Origin of the sequence: Halorubrum sp. Atlit-26R (assembly GCF_003666015.1) — an archaeon.
GTDB lineage: Archaea > Halobacteriota > Halobacteria > Halobacteriales > Haloferacaceae > Halorubrum.
In genome coordinates, this window is sequence record NZ_QPLT01000001.1 from 1 (window position 1) to 23,517 (window position 23,517).

The 23,517-nt window shown below is 70.7% G+C and carries 19 protein-coding genes and 1 tRNA gene; 10 read left to right on the top strand and 10 right to left on the bottom strand.

Annotation, left to right across the window (positions count from 1 at the left end):
- Positions 1 to 174: 174 nt before the first annotated feature.
- The 5 genes from DVK07_RS00005 to DVK07_RS00025 all read left to right on the top strand — a co-directional run bounded on the left by DVK07_RS00005 (position 175) and on the right by DVK07_RS00025 (position 2,923).
- Positions 175 to 250, top strand: a tRNA-Cys gene (locus DVK07_RS00005).
- A gap of 104 nt (positions 251 to 354) precedes the next feature.
- Positions 355 to 1,179: a hypothetical protein gene (locus DVK07_RS00010; protein WP_121595559.1), complete on the top strand. Its 825-nt coding sequence runs from the start codon at positions 355 to 357 to the stop codon at positions 1,177 to 1,179.
- Positions 1,180 to 1,253: 74 nt separating this feature from the next.
- On the top strand, positions 1,254 to 1,460 hold the full coding sequence (locus tag DVK07_RS00015; RefSeq protein WP_121595139.1) for a hypothetical protein: 207 nt from the start codon (positions 1,254 to 1,256) through the stop codon (positions 1,458 to 1,460).
- Between the two features lie 124 nt (positions 1,461 to 1,584).
- The gene (locus tag DVK07_RS00020) at positions 1,585 to 2,199 is read left to right on the top strand and encodes a VOC family protein (RefSeq protein ID WP_121595140.1); all 615 of its coding nucleotides are present in this window, start codon (positions 1,585 to 1,587) and stop codon (positions 2,197 to 2,199) included.
- 1 nt (position 2,200) lies between these two features.
- Positions 2,201 to 2,923, top strand: a complete 723-nt coding sequence (locus DVK07_RS00025) for an alpha/beta hydrolase (RefSeq protein ID WP_121595141.1) — start codon at positions 2,201 to 2,203, stop codon at positions 2,921 to 2,923.
- Between the two features lie 32 nt (positions 2,924 to 2,955).
- On the opposite strand, the gene DVK07_RS00030 is transcribed toward DVK07_RS00025, so the two are convergent.
- The 5 genes from DVK07_RS00030 to DVK07_RS00050 all read right to left on the bottom strand — a co-directional run bounded on the left by DVK07_RS00030 (position 2,956) and on the right by DVK07_RS00050 (position 11,715).
- Positions 2,956 to 3,669, bottom strand: a complete 714-nt coding sequence (locus tag DVK07_RS00030) for a hypothetical protein (RefSeq protein WP_121595142.1) — start codon at positions 3,667 to 3,669, stop codon at positions 2,956 to 2,958.
- An 82-nt stretch (positions 3,670 to 3,751) separates the two neighbouring features.
- Positions 3,752 to 5,836 carry a SpoVR family protein gene (locus tag DVK07_RS00035; protein WP_121595143.1) on the bottom strand — a complete coding sequence of 695 codons (2,085 nt, stop codon included), beginning with the start codon at positions 5,834 to 5,836 and terminating at the stop codon, positions 3,752 to 3,754.
- A complete protein-coding gene (locus DVK07_RS00040) occupies positions 5,833 to 7,221 on the bottom strand; it encodes a DUF444 family protein (protein ID WP_121595144.1) in 1,389 nt (462 codons plus the stop codon). Before DVK07_RS00040 ends, DVK07_RS00035 begins: the two co-directional genes overlap by 4 nt.
- Positions 7,212 to 9,641, bottom strand: coding sequence for a kinase anchor protein (locus DVK07_RS00045; RefSeq protein ID WP_121595145.1), 2,430 nt, complete (start codon positions 9,639 to 9,641; stop codon positions 7,212 to 7,214). Before DVK07_RS00045 ends, DVK07_RS00040 begins: the two co-directional genes overlap by 10 nt.
- Position 9,642: 1 nt before the next feature.
- Entirely contained in the window at positions 9,643 to 11,715 is a 2,073-nt protein-coding gene (locus DVK07_RS00050) for a PrkA family serine protein kinase (protein ID WP_121595146.1), read from the bottom strand.
- A 476-nt stretch (positions 11,716 to 12,191) separates the two neighbouring features.
- Here DVK07_RS00050 and DVK07_RS00055 point away from each other — a divergent pair, with 476 nt between their 5' ends.
- Positions 12,192 to 12,938, top strand: a complete 747-nt coding sequence (locus DVK07_RS00055) for a DUF1028 domain-containing protein (RefSeq protein WP_121595147.1) — start codon at positions 12,192 to 12,194, stop codon at positions 12,936 to 12,938.
- Between the two features lie 10 nt (positions 12,939 to 12,948).
- Here DVK07_RS00055 and DVK07_RS00060 read toward each other — a convergent pair whose 3' ends face one another.
- On the bottom strand, positions 12,949 to 13,794 hold the full coding sequence (locus DVK07_RS00060; RefSeq protein WP_121595148.1) for an endonuclease/exonuclease/phosphatase family protein: 846 nt from the start codon (positions 13,792 to 13,794) through the stop codon (positions 12,949 to 12,951).
- Between the two features lie 460 nt (positions 13,795 to 14,254).
- Entirely contained in the window at positions 14,255 to 14,737 is a 483-nt protein-coding gene (locus DVK07_RS00070) for an RNA-binding protein (protein WP_121595149.1), read from the bottom strand.
- 145 nt (positions 14,738 to 14,882) lie between these two features.
- Here DVK07_RS00070 and DVK07_RS00075 point away from each other — a divergent pair, with 145 nt between their 5' ends.
- The 3 genes from DVK07_RS00075 to DVK07_RS00085 all read left to right on the top strand — a co-directional run bounded on the left by DVK07_RS00075 (position 14,883) and on the right by DVK07_RS00085 (position 16,404).
- Positions 14,883 to 15,497, top strand: a complete 615-nt coding sequence (locus DVK07_RS00075) for a 2Fe-2S iron-sulfur cluster-binding protein (RefSeq protein ID WP_121595150.1) — start codon at positions 14,883 to 14,885, stop codon at positions 15,495 to 15,497.
- A 97-nt stretch (positions 15,498 to 15,594) separates the two neighbouring features.
- On the top strand, positions 15,595 to 15,933 hold the full coding sequence (locus DVK07_RS00080; protein ID WP_121595151.1) for a hypothetical protein: 339 nt from the start codon (positions 15,595 to 15,597) through the stop codon (positions 15,931 to 15,933).
- A 135-nt stretch (positions 15,934 to 16,068) separates the two neighbouring features.
- Entirely contained in the window at positions 16,069 to 16,404 is a 336-nt protein-coding gene (locus DVK07_RS00085) for a NifU family protein (protein ID WP_004599172.1), read from the top strand.
- 47 nt (positions 16,405 to 16,451) lie between these two features.
- On the opposite strand, the gene DVK07_RS00090 is transcribed toward DVK07_RS00085, so the two are convergent.
- The 3 genes from DVK07_RS00090 to DVK07_RS00100 all read right to left on the bottom strand — a co-directional run bounded on the left by DVK07_RS00090 (position 16,452) and on the right by DVK07_RS00100 (position 22,362).
- The gene (locus DVK07_RS00090; protein ID WP_121595560.1) at positions 16,452 to 20,330 is read right to left on the bottom strand and encodes a glycoside hydrolase family 97 catalytic domain-containing protein; all 3,879 of its coding nucleotides are present in this window, start codon (positions 20,328 to 20,330) and stop codon (positions 16,452 to 16,454) included.
- A gap of 182 nt (positions 20,331 to 20,512) precedes the next feature.
- Positions 20,513 to 21,967: a DUF402 domain-containing protein gene (locus DVK07_RS00095; protein ID WP_121595152.1), complete on the bottom strand. Its 1,455-nt coding sequence runs from the start codon at positions 21,965 to 21,967 to the stop codon at positions 20,513 to 20,515.
- A 2-nt stretch (positions 21,968 to 21,969) separates the two neighbouring features.
- Positions 21,970 to 22,362: a hypothetical protein gene (locus DVK07_RS00100; RefSeq protein ID WP_121595153.1), complete on the bottom strand. Its 393-nt coding sequence runs from the start codon at positions 22,360 to 22,362 to the stop codon at positions 21,970 to 21,972.
- 120 nt (positions 22,363 to 22,482) lie between these two features.
- Here DVK07_RS00100 and DVK07_RS00105 point away from each other — a divergent pair, with 120 nt between their 5' ends.
- Positions 22,483 to 23,493, top strand: a complete 1,011-nt coding sequence (locus DVK07_RS00105) for a PrsW family intramembrane metalloprotease (RefSeq protein WP_121595154.1) — start codon at positions 22,483 to 22,485, stop codon at positions 23,491 to 23,493.
- Positions 23,494 to 23,517 lie beyond the last annotated feature (24 nt).

The following is a 23,517-nucleotide window of genomic DNA, read 5'->3' on the forward strand; positions in this document are numbered from 1 at the left end:
ACTGGAGTGAGCGATCCTCTGGGAACCACGAGTCGCCGCCTGCCCACTCATACGGGAGTATTCCCACCAAGCCCACGGACAGCGCGTCCGTGGGCTTTTTTCATATCCAGCGACCCACCGCGCTCGCATCCGACCGCTAAACTTAAACGCTCGACAGCGGTACCTTCGCTTGGCGCCAAGGTGGCAGAGTCTGGTCAGACGCAGCGGCCTGCAGAGCCGCCCAACGCCGGTTCAAATCCGGCCCTTGGCTTTCGATTTTTTCGAGACGGACCGGCCGTTCGGTCCCACGAACTGACCCGCTTAGTAACCGTTAAACACCGGGTGACCCATGCGTGAACTATGCAACGACGCGCTGTGGCCGTGTTTGTCGCGCTGTTCCTCGCCGTTGCGGGCGTGGCGGGTGCGCTGACCGCGACGGCCGAGAGTCCGGAGATAGCGCTCGAAAATCCGGAAATTGACGCCTCGCAAGACGACTCGGTCGAGGTCGGCGGCGAGACGTACGTCGTGGCCGACATCTCTGAAAACGAGAATGACGCGGGACAGATGGTCATCTCGGGCACGCTCGAACGCGAGTTCACGGCGGAGACCTCCGAAACATGGGCGAACGAGTCGACCGTCTCGGTCGACGACCGCGAGTGGCGCGTGGAGATCCCCGGGGAGAACGCGACCGAGTTCACGCTTGTTGAGGTACTCGACCGACAGGCGATCCTCGAGGCCGACGACGCGGCCGAAAACGAGACGGTTACCCTCGAGGACGGCGAGTACGTCGCGGTGACCGACGAGAACGGCGACCGGACGCTGGTGCCCGTCGACGAGTACTTCCCCGCGCCCGAAGAGCGGTCGTACGCGACGGGCGAGACGCTCGAGTACGACGGGCAGACGGTCACAATCGACGACGTGACGGCCGACGGGGCCGTCCTCGTGTGGGAGACCACCGAGACGGAGACGGTCGAACTCGCTCAGGAGTCGACGGTGACGATCGGCGACACGGAGTACGTCGCGCACTTCCCCGACGCGTCGACGCTTCGGATGTCGACCGACGTCGAGGCGTACGAGGCGCAGGTCACCGAGATAGAACGGTTCAACCAGTACAACAGCGGTCTCTCGCGCGTCCTCGTCCTCTCGATCCTGTCGTCGATCATGCTCGCCGGGATGGCGTTCATCCCGTCGCGGTACTGACCGCAGCCCGGCGTTTTCGTTGTTCCGCTCCGTTCAACCGACAGTCACTACCTGTCGGAACCGCTACCGAGACCATGAGTTCGGCAACGGAGAAGGTGCGACAGCTCGCACCCCACTGGGCGGTGATGTTCGTCGCCATGTTCGTCGCGCTGGCCGTTGTGGAGCGCGTCGTCGGCGGACTCGGGCTCGCGGCGTCGCTGCTGATCGTCTTGGCTATCGCCGTCGCGTATCCTGTCGTCGTTCGGGCGCTCGGCGTCGCCCCGCCCGTCTGGCAGCGGTGACGGCGCTCCCGAGGGGAGTCCGACGGCTACCTCCTCGGAGGAAGTCGGTCAGATAACACCGGTGTCAGCCGGTCACCGTCCCGTCCCTCTCGCTTTTATACGCCTCGGTCGCCTTTCGATCGATATGAGCGACGAGAAGCCGGCTCCGGTCACGTCGGAACTCCCTGACGCACCGTTCCACACCAGCGGCACCGATCACATCACGGTCTGGGGCAGCAACGAGGAGGACACGCTCGCCTTCTACCGCGACCTGCTCGGGATGCCGCTCGTGTTGCGCCAGCCGAACCTCGACGACCCCTCGCAGACGCACCTCTTCTTCGACACCGGCGACGGCCGGATCCTCACGGTGTTCGTGAGCGACGAGCGGTCGTCCGCGCGCGGCCAGCGCGTCAACACGGGCGCCGTCCACCACCTGTGTTTCAGCGTCGAGCCCGACGAGTACGAGGATATCATGGCGGCGCTCGAGGAGGCGGGGAAGGGGTACAACGTGTTCGACCGCGGCATCTTCCACTCGATTTACACCCAGGACAACAACGGGCTCGTCATCGAGCTGTCGGCCGACAAGTACGAGATTCCCGACGACCGGAAGGGCGAGGTGTTCGCGACCGCGCAGCGCCTCCGCGAGGAGGACGGCGCCGACTTCGCGCAGGACCGCCACATGGAGGGCGCCCTCGAGGAGCTCGGCCTCCCGGTGAACAAACACGACCTGCCCGACGCCGACGCCGGCGTGGGGGTCTGAGATGACCGGCAGCGCTCCGGACCCGCACGGCGACGAGCCGCTGGTCACGGCGGGGACGCCCGTCGCGGACGCCGACGCGGCGCTCGTGCTCGTTCACGGCCGCGGCGCGACCGCCCGCAGCGTCGTCGACTTAGGCGAGCAGTTAGCCGGCGACCGCGACGTCGCGATTATCGCACCCGCGGCCGCGGGCAACACCTGGTATCCGAACTCCTTCCTCGCGCCGATTGCGGACAACGAGCCCGGTCGGACCTCGGGGCTCCGGGCGGTCGGAGCGGCGGTCGACCGCGCGGTCGACGCCGGGGTCGCTCGCGATCGCGTCCTCGTCGGCGGCTTCTCGCAGGGCGCCTGCCTCGCGAGCGAGTTCGTCGCCCGCAACCCGACCCGCTACGGCGGGCTCGCCGTCTTCAGCGGCGGGCTGATCGGCGAGGCGGTCGCCGTCGACGACTACCTCCCGGACGCGGCTGGCGATGTCGAGGGCGGAGCGGAGGGGGATGCCGAGGGCGGAGTGGACGTCGACGCCGAGGAGCCGCTCGCCGGGACTCCCGCGTTCGTCGGCTGTAGCGACGTCGACCCCCATATTCCCGAGGAGCGCGTCCACGAGACGACCGCGGTGTTGGAGGCGCTCGGTGCCGACGTCGACGAGCGGATCTACGAGGGGATGGACCACGGGATCAACGACGACGAGGTCGCGGCCGTGTCGGAACTGGTCGCGTCGCTGGCGTAGCCGTTCGCCGGGTCCCGTCCGTCGACGGCCCGTCACGACACCGCCGCGACCGACAGGCCCAGCGTCGCTACCGCCGCGGCGAACAGCACGCCCCCCAGCGCGGCCGAAGCGGCCGTGAGTCCCCCAGTCAATGCCGCGAGCGACGCCGGAGCGCCGACCGCGAGGACGAAGAGGACGACCGACGCGCTCCCCGTCGCCATCGGACCGACGCGCCGAACGCGCCGCCGCAGGTCGGCGGCGATCTCCGGCTCCGCGACCCGTTCGCCTTCTTCGGTCCGGGCGTCGATCGTCCGAGCGCCCCCCGAGTCCCGCACCGTTCTCGGACCGCGGCGTCCGCTCCCTCGCCGCCCGGTCACGATCCGCCAGCGGCCGTTCTCGCTGCGCGCGCGGGCGAACTCCCCGGCGACGAGGTCGGCGGCGGCCGGGGAATAGCCGAGCCCGCGGATCAACGCGAGAAAGTCGCTCTCCTCGTAGCGCCCCGCGGTCGGCCAGCGGTAACGGTCGCGTCGCCGCTCACCGGTCGGGAGGGCGTACGCGACGCGGACGACGTCGCCGTCGCGCTCCCACCCGAGTAACTGGACCCGGACGGTGCCGTCCTCGGCGGCGTGCCGGTCCAGCAGGTACAGCTCGGTCGCGTCGTCGAGGGCCGCCGGATCCCGCGCCGCGAAGGCGAGCGACGGCTCCTCGGAGCCCGGTCCCGACGGCTCGTCCCCGCGCCCGTCGGCCGCCGCCTCGGGAGCGTCCATGGGTATCGTTATCGCTCGGCGAGTATAAGTGTCGGTCCGGGCGGCCCGCGGCGCCGGGATGCCGGTCGGCGGCGCCCCCGTCTCACGCCAGCCAGTCGTCGGGCTTGGTGTCGTAGTCGACCCCGTCGGCGGCGATGCGCGCTTCCGTCTCGGCATCGAGGTCGTGTTCGGTCACCTCACCGCCGTCGTACTGGAAGCGCACGCCGACCTCGGTGCCCTCGGGCTCCTCGCCGCGCCGCTTGGCCCGCCGGACCTCCCCGTCGTCGTACTCGACGCGGATCGTCGCGAGGTTCACCGGCCGCCCCCACAGCTCGAAGACCCGCTTCAGCGTCTCCCGGGCGCTCTCCTCGTCGAGCGCGACGCCGTTGTACCGGTGGCCTAAGAGGAGCTCGCCGCGGTTCCGGAAATTGCCGTCTAACACGACGACCGTCGGCTTCCCGAAGTTCGTGAACCGGAGGAGCAGCTTCTTGCGCACGTCGTCGGCGTCGACGCTGGCGACGCGGTGTTCCCCGGCTGCTCGGCTGTACTCGTAGGTGAAGTAGTTCCCCTCGCGGACGAACTCGTCGGTGAGGTACGCGTCGATGAACGTCACGTCGTTGTGGCTCTCGCGGACCTCGAACATGCGCTCCCAGCCGGCCGCGCGGTCGACGTCGTCGACCGCCGCCGCGACCGTCTCGTACCGGTCCACGTCGAACAGGTACCGCGCCTGTTCTTCGAGCGCCTCGCGGGAGACGTTCCGGAGCGCGCCGCGGTGTTCCGGCCGCGAGAGGACGTAGTGGCGCTCGGCGAGCCCATCGCGCGTGAGCAGCTTCCACGGGTAGCGCTCGACGTCCATCTCGTCGCCGTCGCCGCCCGTCTCGCCCTCACCGGGACCGCCGCCGGAGCCGTCCCGGACGGACAGCGCCCGGTCGACCGCCTCGGCGTCGACGCGCGGGTCGCCCGCAGCCGCGAGGTCGGCGAGCTCGTCCAGCGTCGCCGGGCCGGCGCCCGCGATCGCCGGGTGGGGTTCGAGCAGGTCGGCGACCTCGTCGAGGTCGACCCGCGAGTGGAAGTTCTCGGGGGTCACCCCCTCGACGCGGAGCAGCTTGTCGATCACCTCTCGGCGGGCCGCCCGCAGCTCCACGTGCGTCCACAGCTCGAAGCCGAGCTTGTACGGGTTGAGTCCGGGCGAGCCGAGTACCCGGGACATGTGGTCGGCGTACGTCAGGAACTCGTCGGGGCCGGCGAACCCCTCGCCGCCCATCATCACCGACTCCCAGTACGTCGCCCACCCCTCGTTCATCACCTTCGTCTGCTTCTGCCCGGCGAAGTAGTACGCCTCCTCGCGGACCGCGTCGATGACGGTCGTCTCCCACGGCTCGCGGTCGACCGCCTTCCCGCTGTCGGGGTCGTACCGCTTCCCGTGGTCGCGCAGGAACGCGAGCACGTCCGGGCGCGGCTCCTCGGGCTCGATCCCCTCGCCCCGCGCTTCGAGCCACTCGTCGTCGAACACGTCGCGACGCACCTCCTCGGAGAGGTCGAGGTCGTCGATCCGCGCTTCGATCGCCGCGAGCGGGTCGTCGTCCCCGTCGCTCACGTCGGCCGCGACGCCCGGCTCCTCGACCGACCGGGCGGCGTCGACCGGGCTGTGCTGGTCGATCGTGTCCTCCAGCGCGCTCACGGCGTCGACCAGCCGCTCGACCTCGTCGCGGTCGACGTCGGGGCGGTCGGCGATCGCCGCGATCCGGTCGGCGTTGCGCTCTAACCGCGCCGCCGCGTTCGGCCCGTCCTCGCCGCGGTCGGCGTACAGCCCGAACCACTCGTTGTTCGCGAAGAAGTCGGCGTGCGCCTCAACGTGGGTGATGACGGCCTTCTGGTCGGCCGCCGAGTTCGACTCCTGGAGGAACGCGTGGGCCGGGTCGTCGTTGTTGACGATCTCGAACGCCTTCCCGAGCCCGTGGCGGTCCTTCTTTTTCTGTCGCTCGTAGTTCATCCCCCACCGCCAGTGCGGGTACCGCCGCTGGAAGCCGCCGTAGGCGATCAGCTCGTTCATCTGGTCGTGGTCGACCACCCAGTACCGCACCGGATACGGCGCTAACCCGAGCCGCTCCGCCAGCTCGCGGGCCTCACGGGCCGGCTCGTCGAGGGCGTCCGCCTCGCGTTTCGCCTCGACGCGGTCGTCCCTCATCGGCGATCACCCCCGTCGGTCCGCCCGCGGGCGGCGGACTCGCCGCGGCCCGCGCCGCCGTCGCCCGACGACTCCGTGCTGAGGATCTCGTAGATGGCCTCCGTCACGTCGTCCGGCTCCGAGACGCGCGCGACCGCCACGTCGTCGGCGTCGCCGAACGCCGCCTCGACCTCGTCGGCGTGGCGGGCGTTCGCCGCGCCGTCGCCGGGCTGGGTCTCCACGTACGCGTGGAGGTTGGCGTCGATCGACTCCATCAGCGGGATCACGCGCTCGGTGGTGTCGCTGCCGGCGTTCTCGGAGTCGCCCGCGGCGAACACGTACCGGTTCCACTCGCTGTACGGGTACTCCTCGAGGATCTCCTCGACGAGGTCGTACGCGCTGGAGATCCGGGTGCCGCCGCCGGACTGGATTCCGAAGAACTCCTCGCGGTCGACCTCCCACGCCTCCGCGTCGTGGACGACGTACCGGAACTCGGCGGCGTCGTACTTCCCGGTCAGGTACCAGTCCATCGGGGTGAACACCCGCTCGACCAGCTCGCGCTTCGTCTCCCGCATCGAGCCGGAGGCGTCGCGCACGTTGATCACGACGACGTTGCGCTCGCGCTTCTCTATCACCTCCGGGTGGCGGAACCGCTCGTCCTCTCGGCGGAACGGGACGCTGTCGAGCCCCTCCCGGCGGATCCGGTGCGTGACGGGCTCGCGGTCGACCTCGTCGTCGAGCGCGTCGAAGCTCTCCCAGCGGTCGAGCGCCGAGACCGGCTCGCCGCGCTCGTCCGCGAGGGTCGCTGCGGCGTCGGCGATCCACGCCCGGGAGACGGGGATCCCCTGCCCGCGCGCCCACGCGAAGACGTCGTCGACATCGGCGCCGGCGACGAACAGTCCCTCCCGGACGTACGCCCCGTCGAAGTCGGTCGCGAGGTGCCGCTTCAGCCCGCGCTTGAAGAACTCGTCGACGTCGAGGGTGCCGCGCGGTCCCGCCCGGGCGGTGTCGGTGAAGTCGCCCTCCACCTCCTCGACCACCCGCTTCCCCTTCGGTTCGAGGTCCAGCCCGAGCGCCTCGTCGAGCTCGCGCGCGAACTCCTCGGGGTCCATCTCGTAGTACTCGTGGTCGCCGCCCTCCTCGCCCGGGTCGCCGTCCTCGTCGCCGTCGCCGGGCTCGGGGTCGACCGGCTGGCCGGGCTGCGGCTGCCCGTCGCCGCCCTGTCCGACTCCGCCGGCCGAACGCTGATCGTACTCGAAGGCGGGGAGGTCGATCACCTTGATCGGGATCCGGACCCGGTCGGCGCCGGAGCCGCCGAGGTCGCCGTGACTGATGAACTCGGCGAGGTCCGCCCGGCGCGTCTCGCCGACCTCGCGGAACCGCTCGCGGTCCTCGGTCAGTCCCACGGGCTCTCACCCCCGTTTCGACCGCCGTCGGCGTCCGGGTCGTCGCCCGCCGCCCCGTCGACGTCGGGCCACTCCTCGCGGACGTCCTCCATCACGGCCCGGCTCGCCAACTCCGCGGACGCCGGACTGTACCCGCGCTCGCGGAGTCGCGCTATCGTCTCGCGTTTCACGCGGTCCGTCTCGGTGTCGGCGGGCGGGTCGGGCCACGCGGCGGGGTCGAGGTCGGGGAACCGGCGCTTCACGTCGGCGAGGTCGTTCGCGTCGATCACCGCCTTCAGCTCCGGCACCTCCCCGAGGTCGACCTCGTCGACGCTGAACCCCTCGCCGCGGTTGCGCCACGCGTACCGCGTGAGCCCGCGGATCACCCGCTCGCGCCGGAAGCGCTCGACGGCGCGCCCGGGGTCGGTCCCGCGGTAGTCGCCCTCGTCGAACCGGCCGAGCGTCTCCGTCTCGAACACCTTCATCGCGAGCGGGTCCGGCGCCGCGTCCTCGCGCTCGCGCCGCGTCGGGTCGTCCTCGTCCCACGCGTACACGTGCTCGACGTACTCGGCGACGGTCTCCGTCGGGACGGTCTCCTCGGCGAGCATCGCGTCGACCACGTCCTCGCGCTGCCGCTCGCGGATCCGCGCCGCGACCGGCCCGCGGCGCCCCTCGAACTCCGCGGCCTCGGCCCGCGAGAAGACGGGGGCGTCGGCGAGCCCGTCGGCCATCGCGTCGAGCACGTCGGTCGGGGTGACGACGCGCTCGACCGGGAGGTCCGGATGGCTCCGGTCGGCGGTCGTCGCGAGCAGGTCGGCGACCGCGTCGCGGGCGTAGGTGACCGGGATCCCGTTGCGGCCGTCCCCCTCTGCGAGGGCGACGTCGTCGACGGTGACCGCGTCGTCGCCGCGCCGGACCTCTCCCGTCTCATATAGCTCCGCCGTCTCGATCAGGTCGAGGTCGCCCGGCGAGTCGTCGGGGTCGAGCCGCGTGACGACCGCGTACAGCGCGGCGGCTCCGACCGCGTGGGGCGCGATCTCGCGTTCGACGGTCGCGCCGTCCGGCTCCCGAACCTCGATCGACAGCGGCGCCGCGCCGGGGTCGGCGCGCGCGCCCGCCGCGACGTCGCCGCTGTCGCCCCCCGCGGTGGCGCGCGCTCCGACCGCCGCTTCGTCCGCGTCGCCCGCCCCCTCCACCGCCGTCGCGCCGGCGATCTCTCTGCGCAGGAGCCGCGCCTCTAACCGGCGGTTCGTGAGGTAGCGGAACTCGTGTTTCGAGAGCCGGCGCTTCAGCGCCTTCAGCGGGTCGGCGTCGCCGCGCTCGGCGTGTCGGTCCAGCTCCGCGTCGAGGTCGGGGTTCGAGATGACGATCAGCTGGGTGTCGAGGTCCATCCCGATCCCCTTGTCGAGCTTCACGCGGCGCTCGTCGGGGACGTTGAGCAGCCGGCGGAGCAGGTCCGCGTGCTGGCTCGCGTCCTCGACGACCGTGGCGACGCCGTTTCCCTGCGAGAGCACGCCGTCGTAGCTGAACGCCTGCGGGTTCTTCCGGCCGCGCGAGTCGAGCTCGCGCAGCATGCCGCCCATCCACGAGCCGACGAGCCGCTCCTTCGCGGTCCCGTCGTCCTCGGCGTGGAGGACACCGATCCCGCGCCCCACGTCGACGACGTAGCTCGTGACGCGGAGGTGGTCGCGGTCGGTGATCGCCGAGAAGAGGTCCCGGCGGCCCCGCTCGCGGTACGTCGACTCCAAGTGGTCGTACGCCTCGCGGCTGAACGGGTCGAGCTCCACGTCGGCGGCGATCGGGTAGGCGTCGCCGTCGACCGCGTCCGCGATCGACTCCCGGACCGCCTCGGGGAACACCGACAGCGGATGCGACTGGACCGGGCTGCGGTACCACTCCCCGGCGTCGCCGCCGTCGCCGTACGAGAGCGACGCCGCGCCCGCGCCGCCGCCCCCGCCGACGCCGGCCCCGGCGCCCGCGACGTTCCACTCGACGGTGTACCGCCTGCCGGCCTCCGTCTTCGAGAACGCCCGGAGCCCGTTGATAAGACACCGCTTGAACTCCGACTTCCCCGTCGCGGTCGGCCCGTCGATCCAGACGATGGTCTCGTCGTTCCCCCGCCCGGTCGCGGCCGCGCGGAGGTCGTCGACGAACTCGTTGAGCGCGCGGGTGTTCCCCAACACGGCGTGTTCGCCGTCGTTCGCCGGGTCGTCGAAGAAGCGGTACCGGTCGAGCGTCTCGCCGCGCTCGCGGACCTCGCGGGTCCCGAACGACTCGACGGCCGCGAGGACGTATCCCGCGCCGGAGGCGGCCGCGGTCGGGTTCTCCAGCACGCGGTCGACGTAGGCGGCGAGGCTCATCGGCGGGTCGTACGCCCCCCGGAGCGCCTCGTCGGCCGCGTCGAGGAACCCCTCGCCGTCCGATCGGGTGCGGTCGCTCATCTCAGCCACCGTCTTCGATCTCCGAGCGCGCGACCGCCGCGCCCGCGTACTCCAACACCTCGGCGGCGCCGTCCTCGGAGTAGCCGCGGTCGACCAAGGCCGAAACCCACGCGCTCCGGTCCTCGTCGTCGAGGTCGGTCGCGGACACCAGCGCCGAGAAGTTGATGTTGTGCTTCTTGTCCTCCCACAGCTTCCGTTCGAGGGCGCGCCGGAGCCGGTCGTTCTCTTGCGGGTCGAAGCCGCGCCCCTCGCGGGCGCGCCGCGACACCCAGTTCGACACCTCCTGTCGGAAGTCGTCCTTCCGGTCGGAGGGGACGTCGAGCTGCTCTTCGACGGCGCGTAAGAACGTCTCGTCCGGCTCCGTCTCCCGCCCGGTCAGCTCGTCGTCGACGGTGTCGTCGTCGATGTACGCCATCACGTGGTCCATGTACTTCTCGCCCTGCCGGCGCAGCTCGTCGACGTCGTACGCTAACGCGTGGCGCACGTCTTCGATGGCGCGCTCGCGGTACTCCTCGCGGACGCGGTCGAGCAGGCGCTCGTAGCGGTCGAGGTCGTCGGCCGCGATCGAGCCGTGGCCGCCGAGGTTCGCCTCGAAGTGGTCGAAGACGGACAGCGGCGAGAGGTACCCACGGTCGCGGTGGGTGGCGTCCATGATCGCCTCCGCGATCTCGTCGCCGACGAACCGCGCGGAGATGCCGTCCATTCCCTCGCCGACGTCGGCGGACTCGGCGGCGTCCTCCCGGAGCTTCCGCCGGTCGATCTCCTCGTCTTCCAACTCCCCGTTGTACGCCTTCGCCTTCTCCACGAGCGCCACCGTCTCGTCGGTCGGCTCCTCTAAGCGGGTCAAGACGCCGAAGAGCCCGGCCATCTCCAAGGCGTGGGGCTCGACGTGGACGTTGGGCACGTCGGCGTTGTCGAGCATCTTCTCGTAGATCTTCGCCTCGCTCTCGTACTCCAACACGTACGGGTAGTCGATCCGCTTGGTGCGGTCGTTGAACGCCTCCATCTTCTCGTCCCCGGTCTTCTCGCGGTACTCGGGCATGTTCGTCCGGCCGACGATCACCTGGTCGATGTCGATCCGCGGGTTGTTCTTCGGCTTGATCGTCGACTCCTGGGAGGCGTGGAGGAAGTCGTAGAGGAACTCCCGCTGGAGCTTCAACAGCTCCTCGCCGGAGAAGAGGCCGCGGTTCGCGTTGCAGAACGCGCCGGCGTAGTCGAACGCGCGCGGGTCCGACTCGCCGTAGACGGCGAGCTTCGCGTAGTTGACGTCGCCGGTGAGCTCCGTCTCGTCCTGGTTCTTCTTGTCCTTCGGCTCGAACGTCTCGATGCTCTGGCGGCGGTTCTCGTCGGCGACGAGCCGGACGACCTCGACGTGCTCGTCGAGGACGCGCTGGAGGTCGTCGTCGTAGTGCGCGAGCAGCTCGTTCAGGTAGAACTCCGAGGCCGGGTCCGGGTGCTGGTCGTTCCGGAGCGTGTAGGGGGCGTCGAGCCGCTCGTTGAGGTCGTCGATCACCGCCTGCCGCTGCGGCTTCGGGAGGAGGACGAGCGGGTCCTGGCTCATCGGCGAGCGGACCGCGTCGTCGTCCGGGTCCTGGTCGTCGATCACCGAACAGAGGTCGACCCACCGGAAGGTGTACATCCGGCCGGCGTCCTCGCGGGTGTACGCCTCGAAGTAGCGGCGGACCAGCCAGTCGAAGTGCGACTTGCCGGAGCCGACCGGACCGAGCAGGAGCTTGATCCGCTTTTCGGGACCCAGTCCGCGGGCCCCGGACTTCACCTTGTTGACGAACTCGTGGATCGCCTCGTGTACCTCGCGGCCGTAGAAGACGTTCTCGCCGTCGTGGAGCGGGTCCTCGGCGGCGAGCGCGTACTCGACGACGCCGCGTTCCTCGTCGTAGCGCGTCCCGTAGTGGTCGAACATGTCCGCGACGCGCTGGTGCGCGTTCCGCGCGATCTCGGGGTCGTCGTACAGCGCGTCGAGGTACCAGTCGAACGAGCGCGCGGCTCTGAGGTCGTCGGGGACCGCCGTCCGGTACTCCTCGCTGAGCCGTTCGAGCGTGTGTCGGTCTGCCATCGTATCACGTTCGCTCGGATAGCGGGGTCGGCGTCGCCGGCGCGGGTCGCGCCGCACGGAGCTGTCGCTCTCCGTGCGCGTATCGGCAACTCGTCGAGCCGCGAGCGGCGCGTCGTCGGGGTGCGCGTCGGTGCCGGTGAACGCCTCGCCCGTATCCGAGGCTATATATGTGGGAGGGATTGCCACGGATAAGTATGTCGCCAGTTGACACCCAACAGGATCGACTCGGCGCCGTCGCCCTCGCCGGATCCGGCCGGTCCGCCGACGGTCCGTCAGTCGCTCTTATCAGCGCCGCGTGAGATCGACGACGGGAGCGGGTCGGCGTCCCCCTCTGGAGCCATCGCGCGCGTTCGGTCGCCGTCGCGCGCGGTCCGGGCACGCCGCGCGTCGCGGGCGCGGTCGCCGTTCGCCAGTCGAGAACCGGAACCATCGGCCCCGGAGCGCACCCTTTTGCGAGTCGCCGCCGCAGACCCGATGTGACGTTCAGCATCTGCGTTCGCGAGCGGTACACCGACGAGGACGGCGGCGACCAGGTCCGGTTCGGCGTGGCGGTGACCACCCGGTTGCCCGGCGTCGGCACGCTGTGTCCCTTCGCGTCGTCCGACGGCGCGGTGGCGACCCAGTCGCTCGTCAACGTCGAGTTGGGGCGGAAGGGGATCGAGTACCTCGGCGACGGGCTCGCGGTCGACGACGCCTTGGAGGACCTGTTGAACGCCGACGAGGGGAGCGCCCAGCGCCAGCTCCACGGCGTCGACGCCGACGGGACGTTCGCGTTCTCCGGCGACGAGTGTAACGACTGGTACGGCCACCGCGAGGGGCAGAACTACACCGTCGCGGGTAACCTCCTGACCGGCGAGGACGTGATCGAGGATACCGCGGCCGCCTACGAGTCCGACGCGCACGGCGACGCGCCGCTCGCCGAGCGGCTGATCGACGCCCTCGCGGCGGGCCACGCGGCGGGCGGCGACAAGCGCGAGGACCTCGAGGTCCAGTCCGCCGCGCTGCTCGTGCGTAACACCGAGGAGGACGCGGACGACCCCTACTACAACGACCTCCGGGTCGACGCGAGCGAGACCCCGGTCGCCGACCTCCGCGAGACGTACGAGACCGCGAAACGCGGCTACGAGACGATCTTGGAGAAGTACGCCGAGGAGGAGGAGGACGGGGCGGAGGACGAGGAAGCGGCCGACGACGACGAGGAGCCCGACGCGGCCGACGAGTAGCGGCCCCTCCCTATATCGACAGCCGCGCCAGAATCGGCAGGTGGTCGGAGGGGTAGCGGCCGCGGTCGTCCCGGTCCGCGAGCGTCGCGAACGCCTCAACCGACACCGCGGGCGAGACGAGCGCGTGGTCGATCCGGCGGCCGTCGATGAGGCGAGCGAAGTCGGTGAGGCTCGTCTCCGGGCCGTGCCGGAGGTCGGCCTCGGCCGCGGCGTCGCGGAGCGCGAGAGCGTCTTCGGGCGGCGTCGCGGAGTCCTCCCCGTCGTGTTCCGGATCGTCGCCGACGAGGATCCGGTGCGGCTCCGACCCCGGCGTACAGTTGAGATCGCCGACGAGGACGACCGGGGGCGTCTCGTCGGAGTCGCCCCCATCTGCCGTCGCTACCGCCGGGAGTCGCTCGCGGAGCAGGCGGGCGGACTCGCGTCGCGCGTGCGCGCTCACGTGGTCGAAGTGCGTGTTGACGACGAGGAGCCTCGCGTCGCCGTCGCGGGCGCGCACCCGAGCCCACGTCGCGATCCGCGGGTGAGATGCGTCCCAGCCGGTCGAGGGCTCTCCCGGGGTCTCCGAGAGCCAGAACGTGTCGCTGTCGACGACCTCCCAGCGGTCGCTCCGGACCGCTATCGGGCACCCCTCGCCCTCGCCGTCGGCGCCGCGGCCGCGTCCGACGAACTCGTACGCCGGGAGCCGCTCGCGGAGGTCCTCGCGCTGCTCGGGGAGCGGCTCCTGAAACGCGGCGACGTCGGGGCGGTGGAACCGGACGAGTCGCGCGACGGCGTCGCGGCGGTCGTGCCAGGCGTCGTGGTGGTCGCCGCGGTTGGCGTAGCGGACGTTGTAGCTGAGCACCCGGATCCCGGTCATTACGTCTGGGGTCGCGGGCGAGGCGATTAAAAGGCGCGGAGCGAATGGGACGGAGTCGATCGGGACGTCAACGCCGCTTCCGGCCTCTGTTTATAAATCGTTGACTGCGGCTCGGCGGCGAATACTTCCAAAGCCCCAGCCGCTCGCTTATAAACAGCCGTCTATGAATCGGCGGCGAACACCGCCAAAGTCCCAGCCGCTCGCTTATAACTGGCTGCTGAGGATCGACAGCGAACAGCTCCAAAGCCCCACCCGACCGCAACCGCACAGCACCTCACACCTCCCCAGCCTCGTCGGTCGCCGTCGCTTCGCTCGGCGACCGACTCCAGCGAGGGACCGAAGGTCCCTCTGGCAGCCGGCGCGTAGCGCCGGCGACCTCGCGCGTGCTCCTCGCGCCCGTTGGGCGCTCGGAGGCACGCGCCACCGCAGTTCTATTTATAAATAGCGTCGTCGCCCGCGCTCACACCGAGAACTCGTAGAGGTCGTCGCCGACGTGGTGGATCGACTCGACCACTTTCCCGCTGTCGCCGACCATCTCGTCGCCGTCGACCATCGCGCGGCCCACCGCCAGCACCTTCCCGTGGGTCTCCTCGGCGACGACGACGAGGTCGCCCTCGCGGATCGCCTCGTCGGCCTCGACGATCCCCGGGCGCATCACGTCGGCGCCGTCGGAGACGAAGGATATCGCGCCGGAGTCGACCGTGACGACGCCGGTCTCCGGGTCGTAGTCGTTCGCGCCCCGGACGGTGAGGAACGGCTCGTCGTCGTCGACGTAGAAGACGGCGGGGTCGCCGTCGACTAAGACGAGCTCGTAGCCGGCGTCGACGAACTCGACGAACTCGAAGGCCTCCCCGTCGATGTCGACCCCGAGGTGGTCGGCGACCGCGTCTTGGATCGCCGTGATCTCGTCGCTCCGGAGGTGGTGCCGGGATTTCACTTCCATGGGCGTCCAGTCGGCCGCTCGGCCGATAAATGGACCGCTCCGCGGCGTGGTAGCGGGAGATCGCGCCGTGGTTTCGGCCTCACGCCGATCTCGTCCGGTTGGACCGATCAAAACGGTCTTAATCCACCTCTTCATATCCCCTCGTATGCTCAACCCACTGGCGATCGTGCTCGCGGCGATCGTGAACCCGCCCGCGATCGTGCTCGCGGCGGTCGCGACGCTGCTCATGGTCCTCGTCACCTCGGTGCGAGGGACGGGGTGGGAACCCACGACCGACATCTCGGACGAAGTCCTCGAACACCGCGCGTCCGCGGTCCCCGAGACGGAGTTCCCGGAGCCGGGCAACCGCGCGATCGGCGGCGGCGGTGGCGGCGGCGGCGCCATCCCGGCCGGCGGCGACGGCGAGGAGGGCGAGCTCGAAGAGGGCGGCACCGGAAGCTCCGGCCCCGGTGACATCCCCGAAGACGAGGTGGAGTACTTCGAGGTCGAGTTCGTCAAGCAGGGCGAGACGGTCGAGCTCTCCAACGACCAGCCCATCCTCGAACAGGGCGAAGACGAGGGGTGGGACCTCCCGTACGCCTGCCGGCAGGGCCAGTGCGTCTCCTGTGCCGGCCGGATCGCCGACGGCCCCTCGGAGGACTTCGTCGAGCACGACAACCAGCAGATGCTCGAGGAGGCCGAGATCGACGACGGCTACACGCTCACCTGCGTCGCCTACCCGCGCGACTCCTTCAGCATCGAGACCGGCGAGGCGCCGTAGCTTCCCGCTCGCGTTCGCGCTCTCCCACCCTCCCTCCGCTTTTTCCGGTCGCGCTCGCTCGCGACACCCTTTTTCGCGTCTCGCTCCAACCCACCGTATGTCCGTCACCACGGCGCTCGTCGCCGGCGGCGGGGGCGTCGCCGTCGCGCTGATCGCCGCGGCCGTCTACCGCGACGCCGCTCGCGTCGGCGTCGACCTCGGGTCGCCGGGATCGTGGGCCGCCCTCGTCGTCCTCACCGGCGGCGCGAGCGTTGTCACCTTCGTTCTCGTCCCCGATGCCCCGCTTCCCGGCGTCCTCGTGTTGACCGCGCTCGGCCCCCTCCTCTACCTGCTCGAACGCGACGATTCCATGAACGGCGACGACGCGGCCGACCCCACGCACCTCCCGAGTCAGTCCGGGGACGCGGCCGACGGGAGCGACGACTCGGACCGGTAACGTCTCCACGCCGGCGACGGATACGCGGTCCTCGCGGTCCCGTTCCGTCTCATCGACGATGACACAGTTCCTTTCGCCGTGGCTCGCGGCTCCCAAACCGCAACTTTCCATACCGTCGGGAGCGAACGAGGGGCAATGAGCGACGAGAGCGACGAAAGCCTCGCGGACCGAGTGGAGCAGTGGATGGTCGGACAGATGCCGATCATCCAGATGCACGGCGGCACGAGCGTCGTGCGCGAGGCGGACCCCGAGACCGGCGAGGTCGTCGTCGAGCTCGGCGGCACCTGCTCCGGGTGCGGCATCTCGAACATCACCGCCGACAACATCCGCCGCGACCTCATCATGGACTTCGAGGAGGTCGACAACGTCACCGTGCGGACCGCCTCCTCCGGCGACAACGGCGCCTCGACCGTCGAGGGCGGCCGCGGCGGCGAACTCAAACACGAGACCGAGTCCGCGAACCACTTCTGAATCCGGTGCGGCGGAGGGCGTCCGCCGCGTCTCTACTCTTCTCTTCTCTACAACGGCGTGAACGGCAGCGACGCGAGCGTGTCGTCGTCGTAGGCGAGCGCGTCCGCCTGCGAGACGCCCTCCGGCGTGATCATGTCGATCACCCGAGGCGCGTTGCCGACGGCGTCCTCCTTGGCGCCGCCGAAGACGAACCCGCCGGCCTCGACCTGAACGCCACGGAACGAACCGAAGTTCTCCGAGCCGACGATCGGGAGGACCTCCCAGTCGGAGATGTCGGCTCCGCCGAGCGCCGTCTTCGGGATCGAGACGACGGCCACGTTCGACGCGAAGTCGGCAAACCGCTCCACAGTTCCGAGGTTAGTGCCCTCGTCGTCGACGACGATGCTACCACCATACCCGTCTGAACCGACCCGATACTGCCACGGATCGGCGAACTCGGCGGTGACATTCAAGTCACCGATCTCCGTCGTCCTCCCTCCGTCGGCCGACGGATCGCGCAAGTAGACGATGAAGTACTGCGGCGCGAACGTTTCGCTGTCGAACGTGTTGTATAGCTTCTCGACCTCGAACGCGAACCGGTACTCCTCGTCCGTCTCCAGCACGCGGAACGAGCGCAGGTCGAACGCGCCGTCTTGGAACGCCCCGTCGGTCGGGTAGACGTACTCGCCGGGTCCGTCGTCGTCGCCCGCGGGATCGGTCAGCTGCCCCACGAGCTCGCCGGGCGCGACCGTGACGGTCCCGGAGCCGAGCTCGGTCCCGCCGTCGGCCCCGCGGACGACGACGTCGAAAGTGCCGATCCGCGAGACACTGAAGCCGAGCTCGACCGTCTCGTCCGTCGCGTTCGGCGGGAGCCGGACGGTGTCGCGCGAGGCGACCTCACCGTCGACGACGATCTCGACAGCGGTCGAGCCGACGAAGGCGGCGTCGTTCGAGCCGGTCGCGGTGATGAACGACTCGCCGAGGTCGGCCTCGTCCGCGACCGACACCGAGATCGTCTGCTCCGGGCGCTCGTACTCCGGAAGCCGGCTGATCTCGCGGCCCCGCGCCGGACGCAGTTTGACCGCGGTCCCCCCGCTCGACGCGAGCGACGCGAGCAGCGTCGTGCTCGGCGTGACGATCGCCTCGTCGATGCGGACTCCGGTCGGGTCGAGGTCGACGCCCGCGCCGACCGCGTCCGAGTAGATCTCCGCGACGTACCTCGGTCCGTTCCGGCCGCCGCGGCCGTTGCCGCGGCCGTTTCCGTTGCCCTTGCCGCGACCCTTCCCTTTGCCGTTGCCCTTGCCGCGACCGTTCTCGCGCCCCGGCGCGCCGCCGGAGTTGCCGGGTGCGTTCCCCGAGTTACCGGGCGCGAGGAAGTCGAGCGGCACGTCGACCGCGCGGCCGTCGCCGTCGGTCATGACGCCGACGTACCATTCGTCGCCGCTGCGGCGGGCGATCGCGAGGTAGTCACCGATCGCGGCGCCGACGACGCGCGTCTCGTCCCAGCCGGCCGCCGGGACCGACTCGATGAAGCCGAACTCCGGTTCGGCGTCGAAGTTCTCGTTTTCGGGGACGTACCCCTCGTACTCGGCCGGGACCGGCGACGGCTCGCCCGACTCGGTGACGGCGACGGTGTTGAGATTGAAGCCGCCGACGTCGCCGGTGAAGCCGCCGTCGCCCTGCTCGTAGTCGAGCTCGATCGCGACCTCGTTGTCGCCCGCGTCGAGCTCGACCGAGGTCGTGAACACCTGCCAGTCGTCCCAGTAGTCGGTGAAGTCGGGTTCGATGGTCTCCCGCGCGTCGTTGACGCGGAGGGTCGCACGCGGCGTGCCGGCGTCGATCACGCGGCCCGCGTTCTCCTCTGCGTCGCTCGCGTAGCGCAGGTGGAGGTCGTACGTCCCGGCGCTGGGCACGTCCTCGACGGTAAAGGAGACCGACGACCCGCTGGGCGCGCGGTTGGGGTCGACGGCGACGAAGTTGGTGCCGAACGCGTCCCGGTAGGAGTCGTCGGTGACGAGGCCGCCGAGGTCGCCGGCCGCGGCCTGGAGCGCCTCGCCGACCGCGAACGTCTCGTCGACGTACCCCTCGATCCGGTCGGCGGCCATCTGGAGGCCGCTGAGGTACGTCGGGTACATCGCGAGCTGCTTGGCGCGGGTCGTCTGGATCTGGTCGCCGCGCTCGTCGCCGAACGTGATGTCGAAGATGCCCGGCTGGTAGCTCACCGGGCCGGCGAGGTTCCGCGTGAACGGGAGCGTGACGTGGTGGTCGCGGCCGACGTTCGAGCCGAGCTGGCCGAACCCGTCGTACTCCTGGGCCTTGACGACCTCGCGGTTCGCCACGTTCGGGTAGGTGCGGATCTCGCCCGTCGGCTTGATCCCTTCGTGGATCTCCAGCAGCTGGCGGTTCGCGGCCGCCTCGCGGATCACGCGTCGGTGGTGGTTCACCGCGAGCTGGTTGTGGTGATTGTGGGTCGCATCGGTCCCGTCGCCGGTGATTCCGAGCCCCGAGTCCGCCACGTAGCCGTTCTTGATCGAGCTGATGCCGACCGAGTCGTACTCGGCGAAGGCGTCCCCGTCGAGGACCGCCTCCTCGTAGTTCGGGATGTTTCCGGCGGTCTCGTTGTGAGCTGTCATCTCGACGGGCTCCGGCAGCGACGCGCCGAAGTCGGTCACCTCCCGCACGTCGAAGTCGGGGTAGGAGTCGTCGACGCCGAACTTCAGCCCGGAGCCGTCCCCGGGATAGGTGTCCCACCCCTCGTTCCACCCCTCGACGAGCACGCTGTCGATGCCGTTCTCGCTCGCGAACCGCATGTAGCGCTTCATCCGCTCCGTCCGCGCGCCGTGGACGTAGCCGGCCGCGTCCGTCGGACTGTCGAACGACTCGTCGGCCCGGTACTCCCAGTTCGCCTGCCCCGCGATCATCGTCCACCAGATGCCGACGTACTTCCGCGGCTCGATCCAGTCGGTGTCGGGGCCGTTCCCCGCGGTCGGGAGCGCCGACTCGTCGAGCGAGTCCGCGAGCAGCGGCACGAGCTGCGACTCGATCAGCTCGCCCGGCCGGTCGACGACCTGAATCGTCCGCCACGGCGTCGCCGCCGGCAGGTCCAGCGAGGCCCGCGACCCCTCGGGCAGCGGCGTGAGTTCCGTCGCGAACGTCGTCCCGCCGTCGTCGCTGCGGGGCGCGAGCGTCGCGGCCGCGTAGTCGTCGAGGTTCGCCTCGTGGACGCTGAGGTACGCGTCGCCCGCGTCGACCGTGAGCGGCGTGTGCGCCCCGCCGCGCATCCCGGTGTCGTTCGGCCGTCGGTCGTCGCTCCCGCCGGGAATCTCCGAGAGCGGCGTCTCGGCGTACTCCTGTTCGAACCGCGGGTTCGTCACCGCGTTCGCGATCCACCAGGCGTCGTAGTCGTCCGCGAAGTCGACGCCGGTGTTCTCCGAGGCGACCACCGCCTTCTCCGAGTTGCTCGCGAACCCCTCGCCGAGGACGAGCCGGAGTCCGAGCCCGTCGTCGAACACGCGGATCTGGAGGGTCGCGGTCCGGGCGTCCTCGGTGGTGCCCCCGTCCGACCCCGCGTCCGCGAGGCCGACGCTCAGGGCGTTGTACTCGGCTGAGACCTCGTCGTAGGCCCCCCACACCGGTTTCCACGCCTCGGTCGCCGCCTCGCGTTCGGTACCCGTGACTGCCACCGACCCGTCCTCGCTCTCGGCACTCGCGCCGAACGCCGGCTGGTTCCGGAAGTCGAACCCGAGCGTCGACGGCTCGACGTACGTCGTCCCGTCGCGCGCGACCTCGTAGGTCGGCACCCCGTCCGAGACATCGACCGTGACCGCGATCGATCCGTCCGGCGACTCGACCCGCTGGACCGGGTCGTCCTCGCCGTTCGCCACCGGCGCGGCGTCGTCCGCCGACACGTCGCGCGAGTAGGCGGCCGCGGCGACCAGCGCTCCCACGCTCCCGAGGAACCCCCGCCGCGTCGATCCGTCGAACGATTGCTGTGATCGTTTTTCACTCATTCCGTCAAGGCCGTGTATACGATGAATAATAATGCTATTGTAACGAATCGAAGTGATTGAATTTCGAAACGACCGAGTCGACGGCCCCCGGCGGGCGTCCCGTAGTCCGCGGATCGGCCCTACAGCGCGTTCTCCAGCGCGGACGCGACGCTTCGAGCCTTCTCCGCCAGCGGCTCGGGGACCGTTCCGGCCGCGACCGCCGCGTCGAGTTCGTCGTCGTCGACGCGCTCGACCTCCCCGTCCGGCCGCTTCACCACGTCGACGTGGAGGTCCACGTACCGGGCGGCGTCGGGGAACACCTCGACGGGCGTACAGACGTTGACGTACGTCCCGCGGACGGTCCCGTCGCGGCCGCGGTACGTCGTCGGGTACCACCACCGACCCTCCTTCAGGCTCGTCTCGGCGACGTCGCCCGCCTTCCGGTCGACGCCGAGCCCATCGTAGGTCCCGCCGCCGGTCATCTCCCGCTCGACGGCAACGGTCCCGTCGGAGTCGATTCCCGTCACGGTCCCCTCGCCGAGGGTGATCAGCCGGCCGTCCGGCTTCCCGTGGTCGATTCGGAGCGCGTCGCCCTCGCTCGGGCCGAACGCATCGGTCACGACCGCGAACGGGAACTCGGCGTCGGCGGCGGGCTCGCAGAGCGCCTCCGCGAGGTCGACGCCGGCCGAGGCGTCCGCGGCGCCCGCCTTCACGCGGTGGTGGCCCGGCATCGTCGCGGTCGCGGTCCGGCGCGCGTCGTCGAGCCCGAACCGGCTCTCGCGACCGAGCCAGACCCAGAAGCCGGCGTTCGGCGCGGCGACCGGCGCGTCGCGGAGCCGGCTCGAATCGTCGAGCACGCCGAGCCCGGACTCCCGCCGGTCCTCCGTCGCGACCGCCGCGCGCAGCTCCTCGGCGGCGTCGACCGCCGCGTCGAGCCCCGCGGTCAGCGCCTCGGTGTCGGCGTCGACCGCGGCCGGCCGCCACACCGCGCGCCACCCGTCCGGCGGGTCGAGGTCGAGCAGGTCGAGCATCCCCGACAGCTCGCGGGCGGCCTCGTCGTCCCGCACGTCGACCCGCGTCCCGGAGCCCGGTTCGAGCGCGACGAGATCGCCGCCGACCCGCAGCTCCCCGGCGAGTTCCGGGCGCCGATCCGTCCACGGCGCCGCCGACTCGCGCACCTGAACCCGGACCCGGTCCCCCGTCTCCACCCGGTCCTCGACGCTCCCGTACGGGAGGTACCCCTCGGCGGTATCGTCGGCGGTGCGGAGCCGTACCACCGCGCCGCCGCCGAGCGTCTCCGTCACTTTCCCGTCGAGGACCGCGCCGGGCGGCGTCGGGTCCGCCCACGCGAGCGCGTCGCGGCCGGCGTCGGTGAGGAGGTCCCGGACTGCGCCGAGCGCGTCTGGGTCGCCGTGCGCGCCGACCCCCTGTCGGTCGCCGCTCGTCTCGATCCGGACCTCCGGCGGGTCGGTTCCGAACGCGGCGTCGAAGCGCCGACGGATCGGCGGCGAGGCGTCGACGACCTCGTGGCCGGCGTCGAGCAGGCGCGCGGTGAGCGCCGTCGCGTAGATGCCGCGGACGCGGGCTCGGGCCATCCTCAGAGGTCCCCGCGCTCGCGCGCGAACCGCACCCGGTCGTTCACCGTATCGCCGAGCGAGAGCTCGACGACGACCGGGTCGCCGCCGTCGTCCTCGCTGAGGATCCGTCCGCCCTCGACCGGAACGCCCCACCCGTCGAGGGAAAGGTAGCCGCGGAGGTCGCTCCCGTGGGTGAACAGGTCGACGTCGGCGGTCGCGTGTTCCTGCGTCTCCGAGGCGCTGTGGGCCATCTCCATGTTCGAGTAGTAGGGACCGTCCGCGCCGAAGAACGCTCGGAGGCGGTCGGCGTCGCGGGCGACGAGCTCGGCGACGCGGTCCGAGGCGTCGGCGACGGCGTCCGCGTCCAGCCCGGCCTCTCGGAGGGCGCGCTGGACCCGTGGATCGAAGTGCATACCCCGCCTTCGGGCGCCGCCGTTTCAACGCTGTCGGCTGCGCCGAGGGCGCCCGCTTACCGCCGGGCGCCGCTCGGACGCCGCCCATTAATTAAGTCACCCGGGGAGCAAACGGGACCCATGCCATCCGACGAGGACCCGATCGCGTCCCGGGCCGACGACGACCGCGACCTCTACGACGTCGCGACCTGGGAGGAACGGACCTCCCTCGACGGGCTGTCGGTCGCGCTGTACTGGCTACTCACGCGCTCGGCGAAGGCCGGCGTCGTCTTCGTCGCCTTCCTCGGGCTCCTCGCGATCCTCGGATCGTTCGGGCTGGGGCTCGTCTTCGACCCGGCCATCGCGATCCTCCTCGGCCTCTCCGCCGTGCCCGCGCTCGGCCTCGCCGCATATGTGTACGTCTCGGACGTGACGACCGCCGAACCGCTGTCGCTGCTCGTGGCGACGTTCCTGCTCTCGATCCTCACGGCGACGTTCGCGGCGATACTGAACAGCGTGCTCCAGCCGTACTTCCGACCGTTCGGCTTCCTCGGGCTCGTCGTGTTCTTCTTCGTCGTCGTGGGCCCGATAGAGGAGTCCGTGAAGCTGCTCGCGGTGCGGCTGTACGCGTACACCGACGCCCGGTTCGACGCCGTCATCGACGGCGCCGTCTACGGCGCCATCGCGGGGCTCGGCTTCGTCGTCATCGAGAACTTCGTGTACATCGCGCAGAACGTCGACATGGCGGAGCTGACGGTCGGGATCGCGGCGCTCGGCGCCGGCGACGGCATCGCCGCGCTCCGGGCGCTCGCCGGCCCCGGCCACGTCGTCTACTCGGCGTTCGCGGGCTACTACCTCGGGCTCGCCAAGTTCAACCCCGGAAATCGCGGCCCCATCATCGTCAAGGGGCTCGTCCTCGCGGCGGCGATCCACGCGCTGTACAACACGCTCGTCGGTCCGGTGACGGGCGTCGCCTCGCAGCTGCTCGGCCTCCCGCAGGTCGTCGCGCTGTTCGGCTTCGTCGTGGTCTTCCAGGGCGCGTTCGGGTACGTCCTCCTCCGGAAGATCTGGCGGTACCGCGACGCGTACCTCGACACGCGCGACGCGGTGGGCGAGGACGTCGAGCCGGAGCTCGACGAGTTCGAGCAGTAGAGACCGACCCGCTCCCGGTTCTGT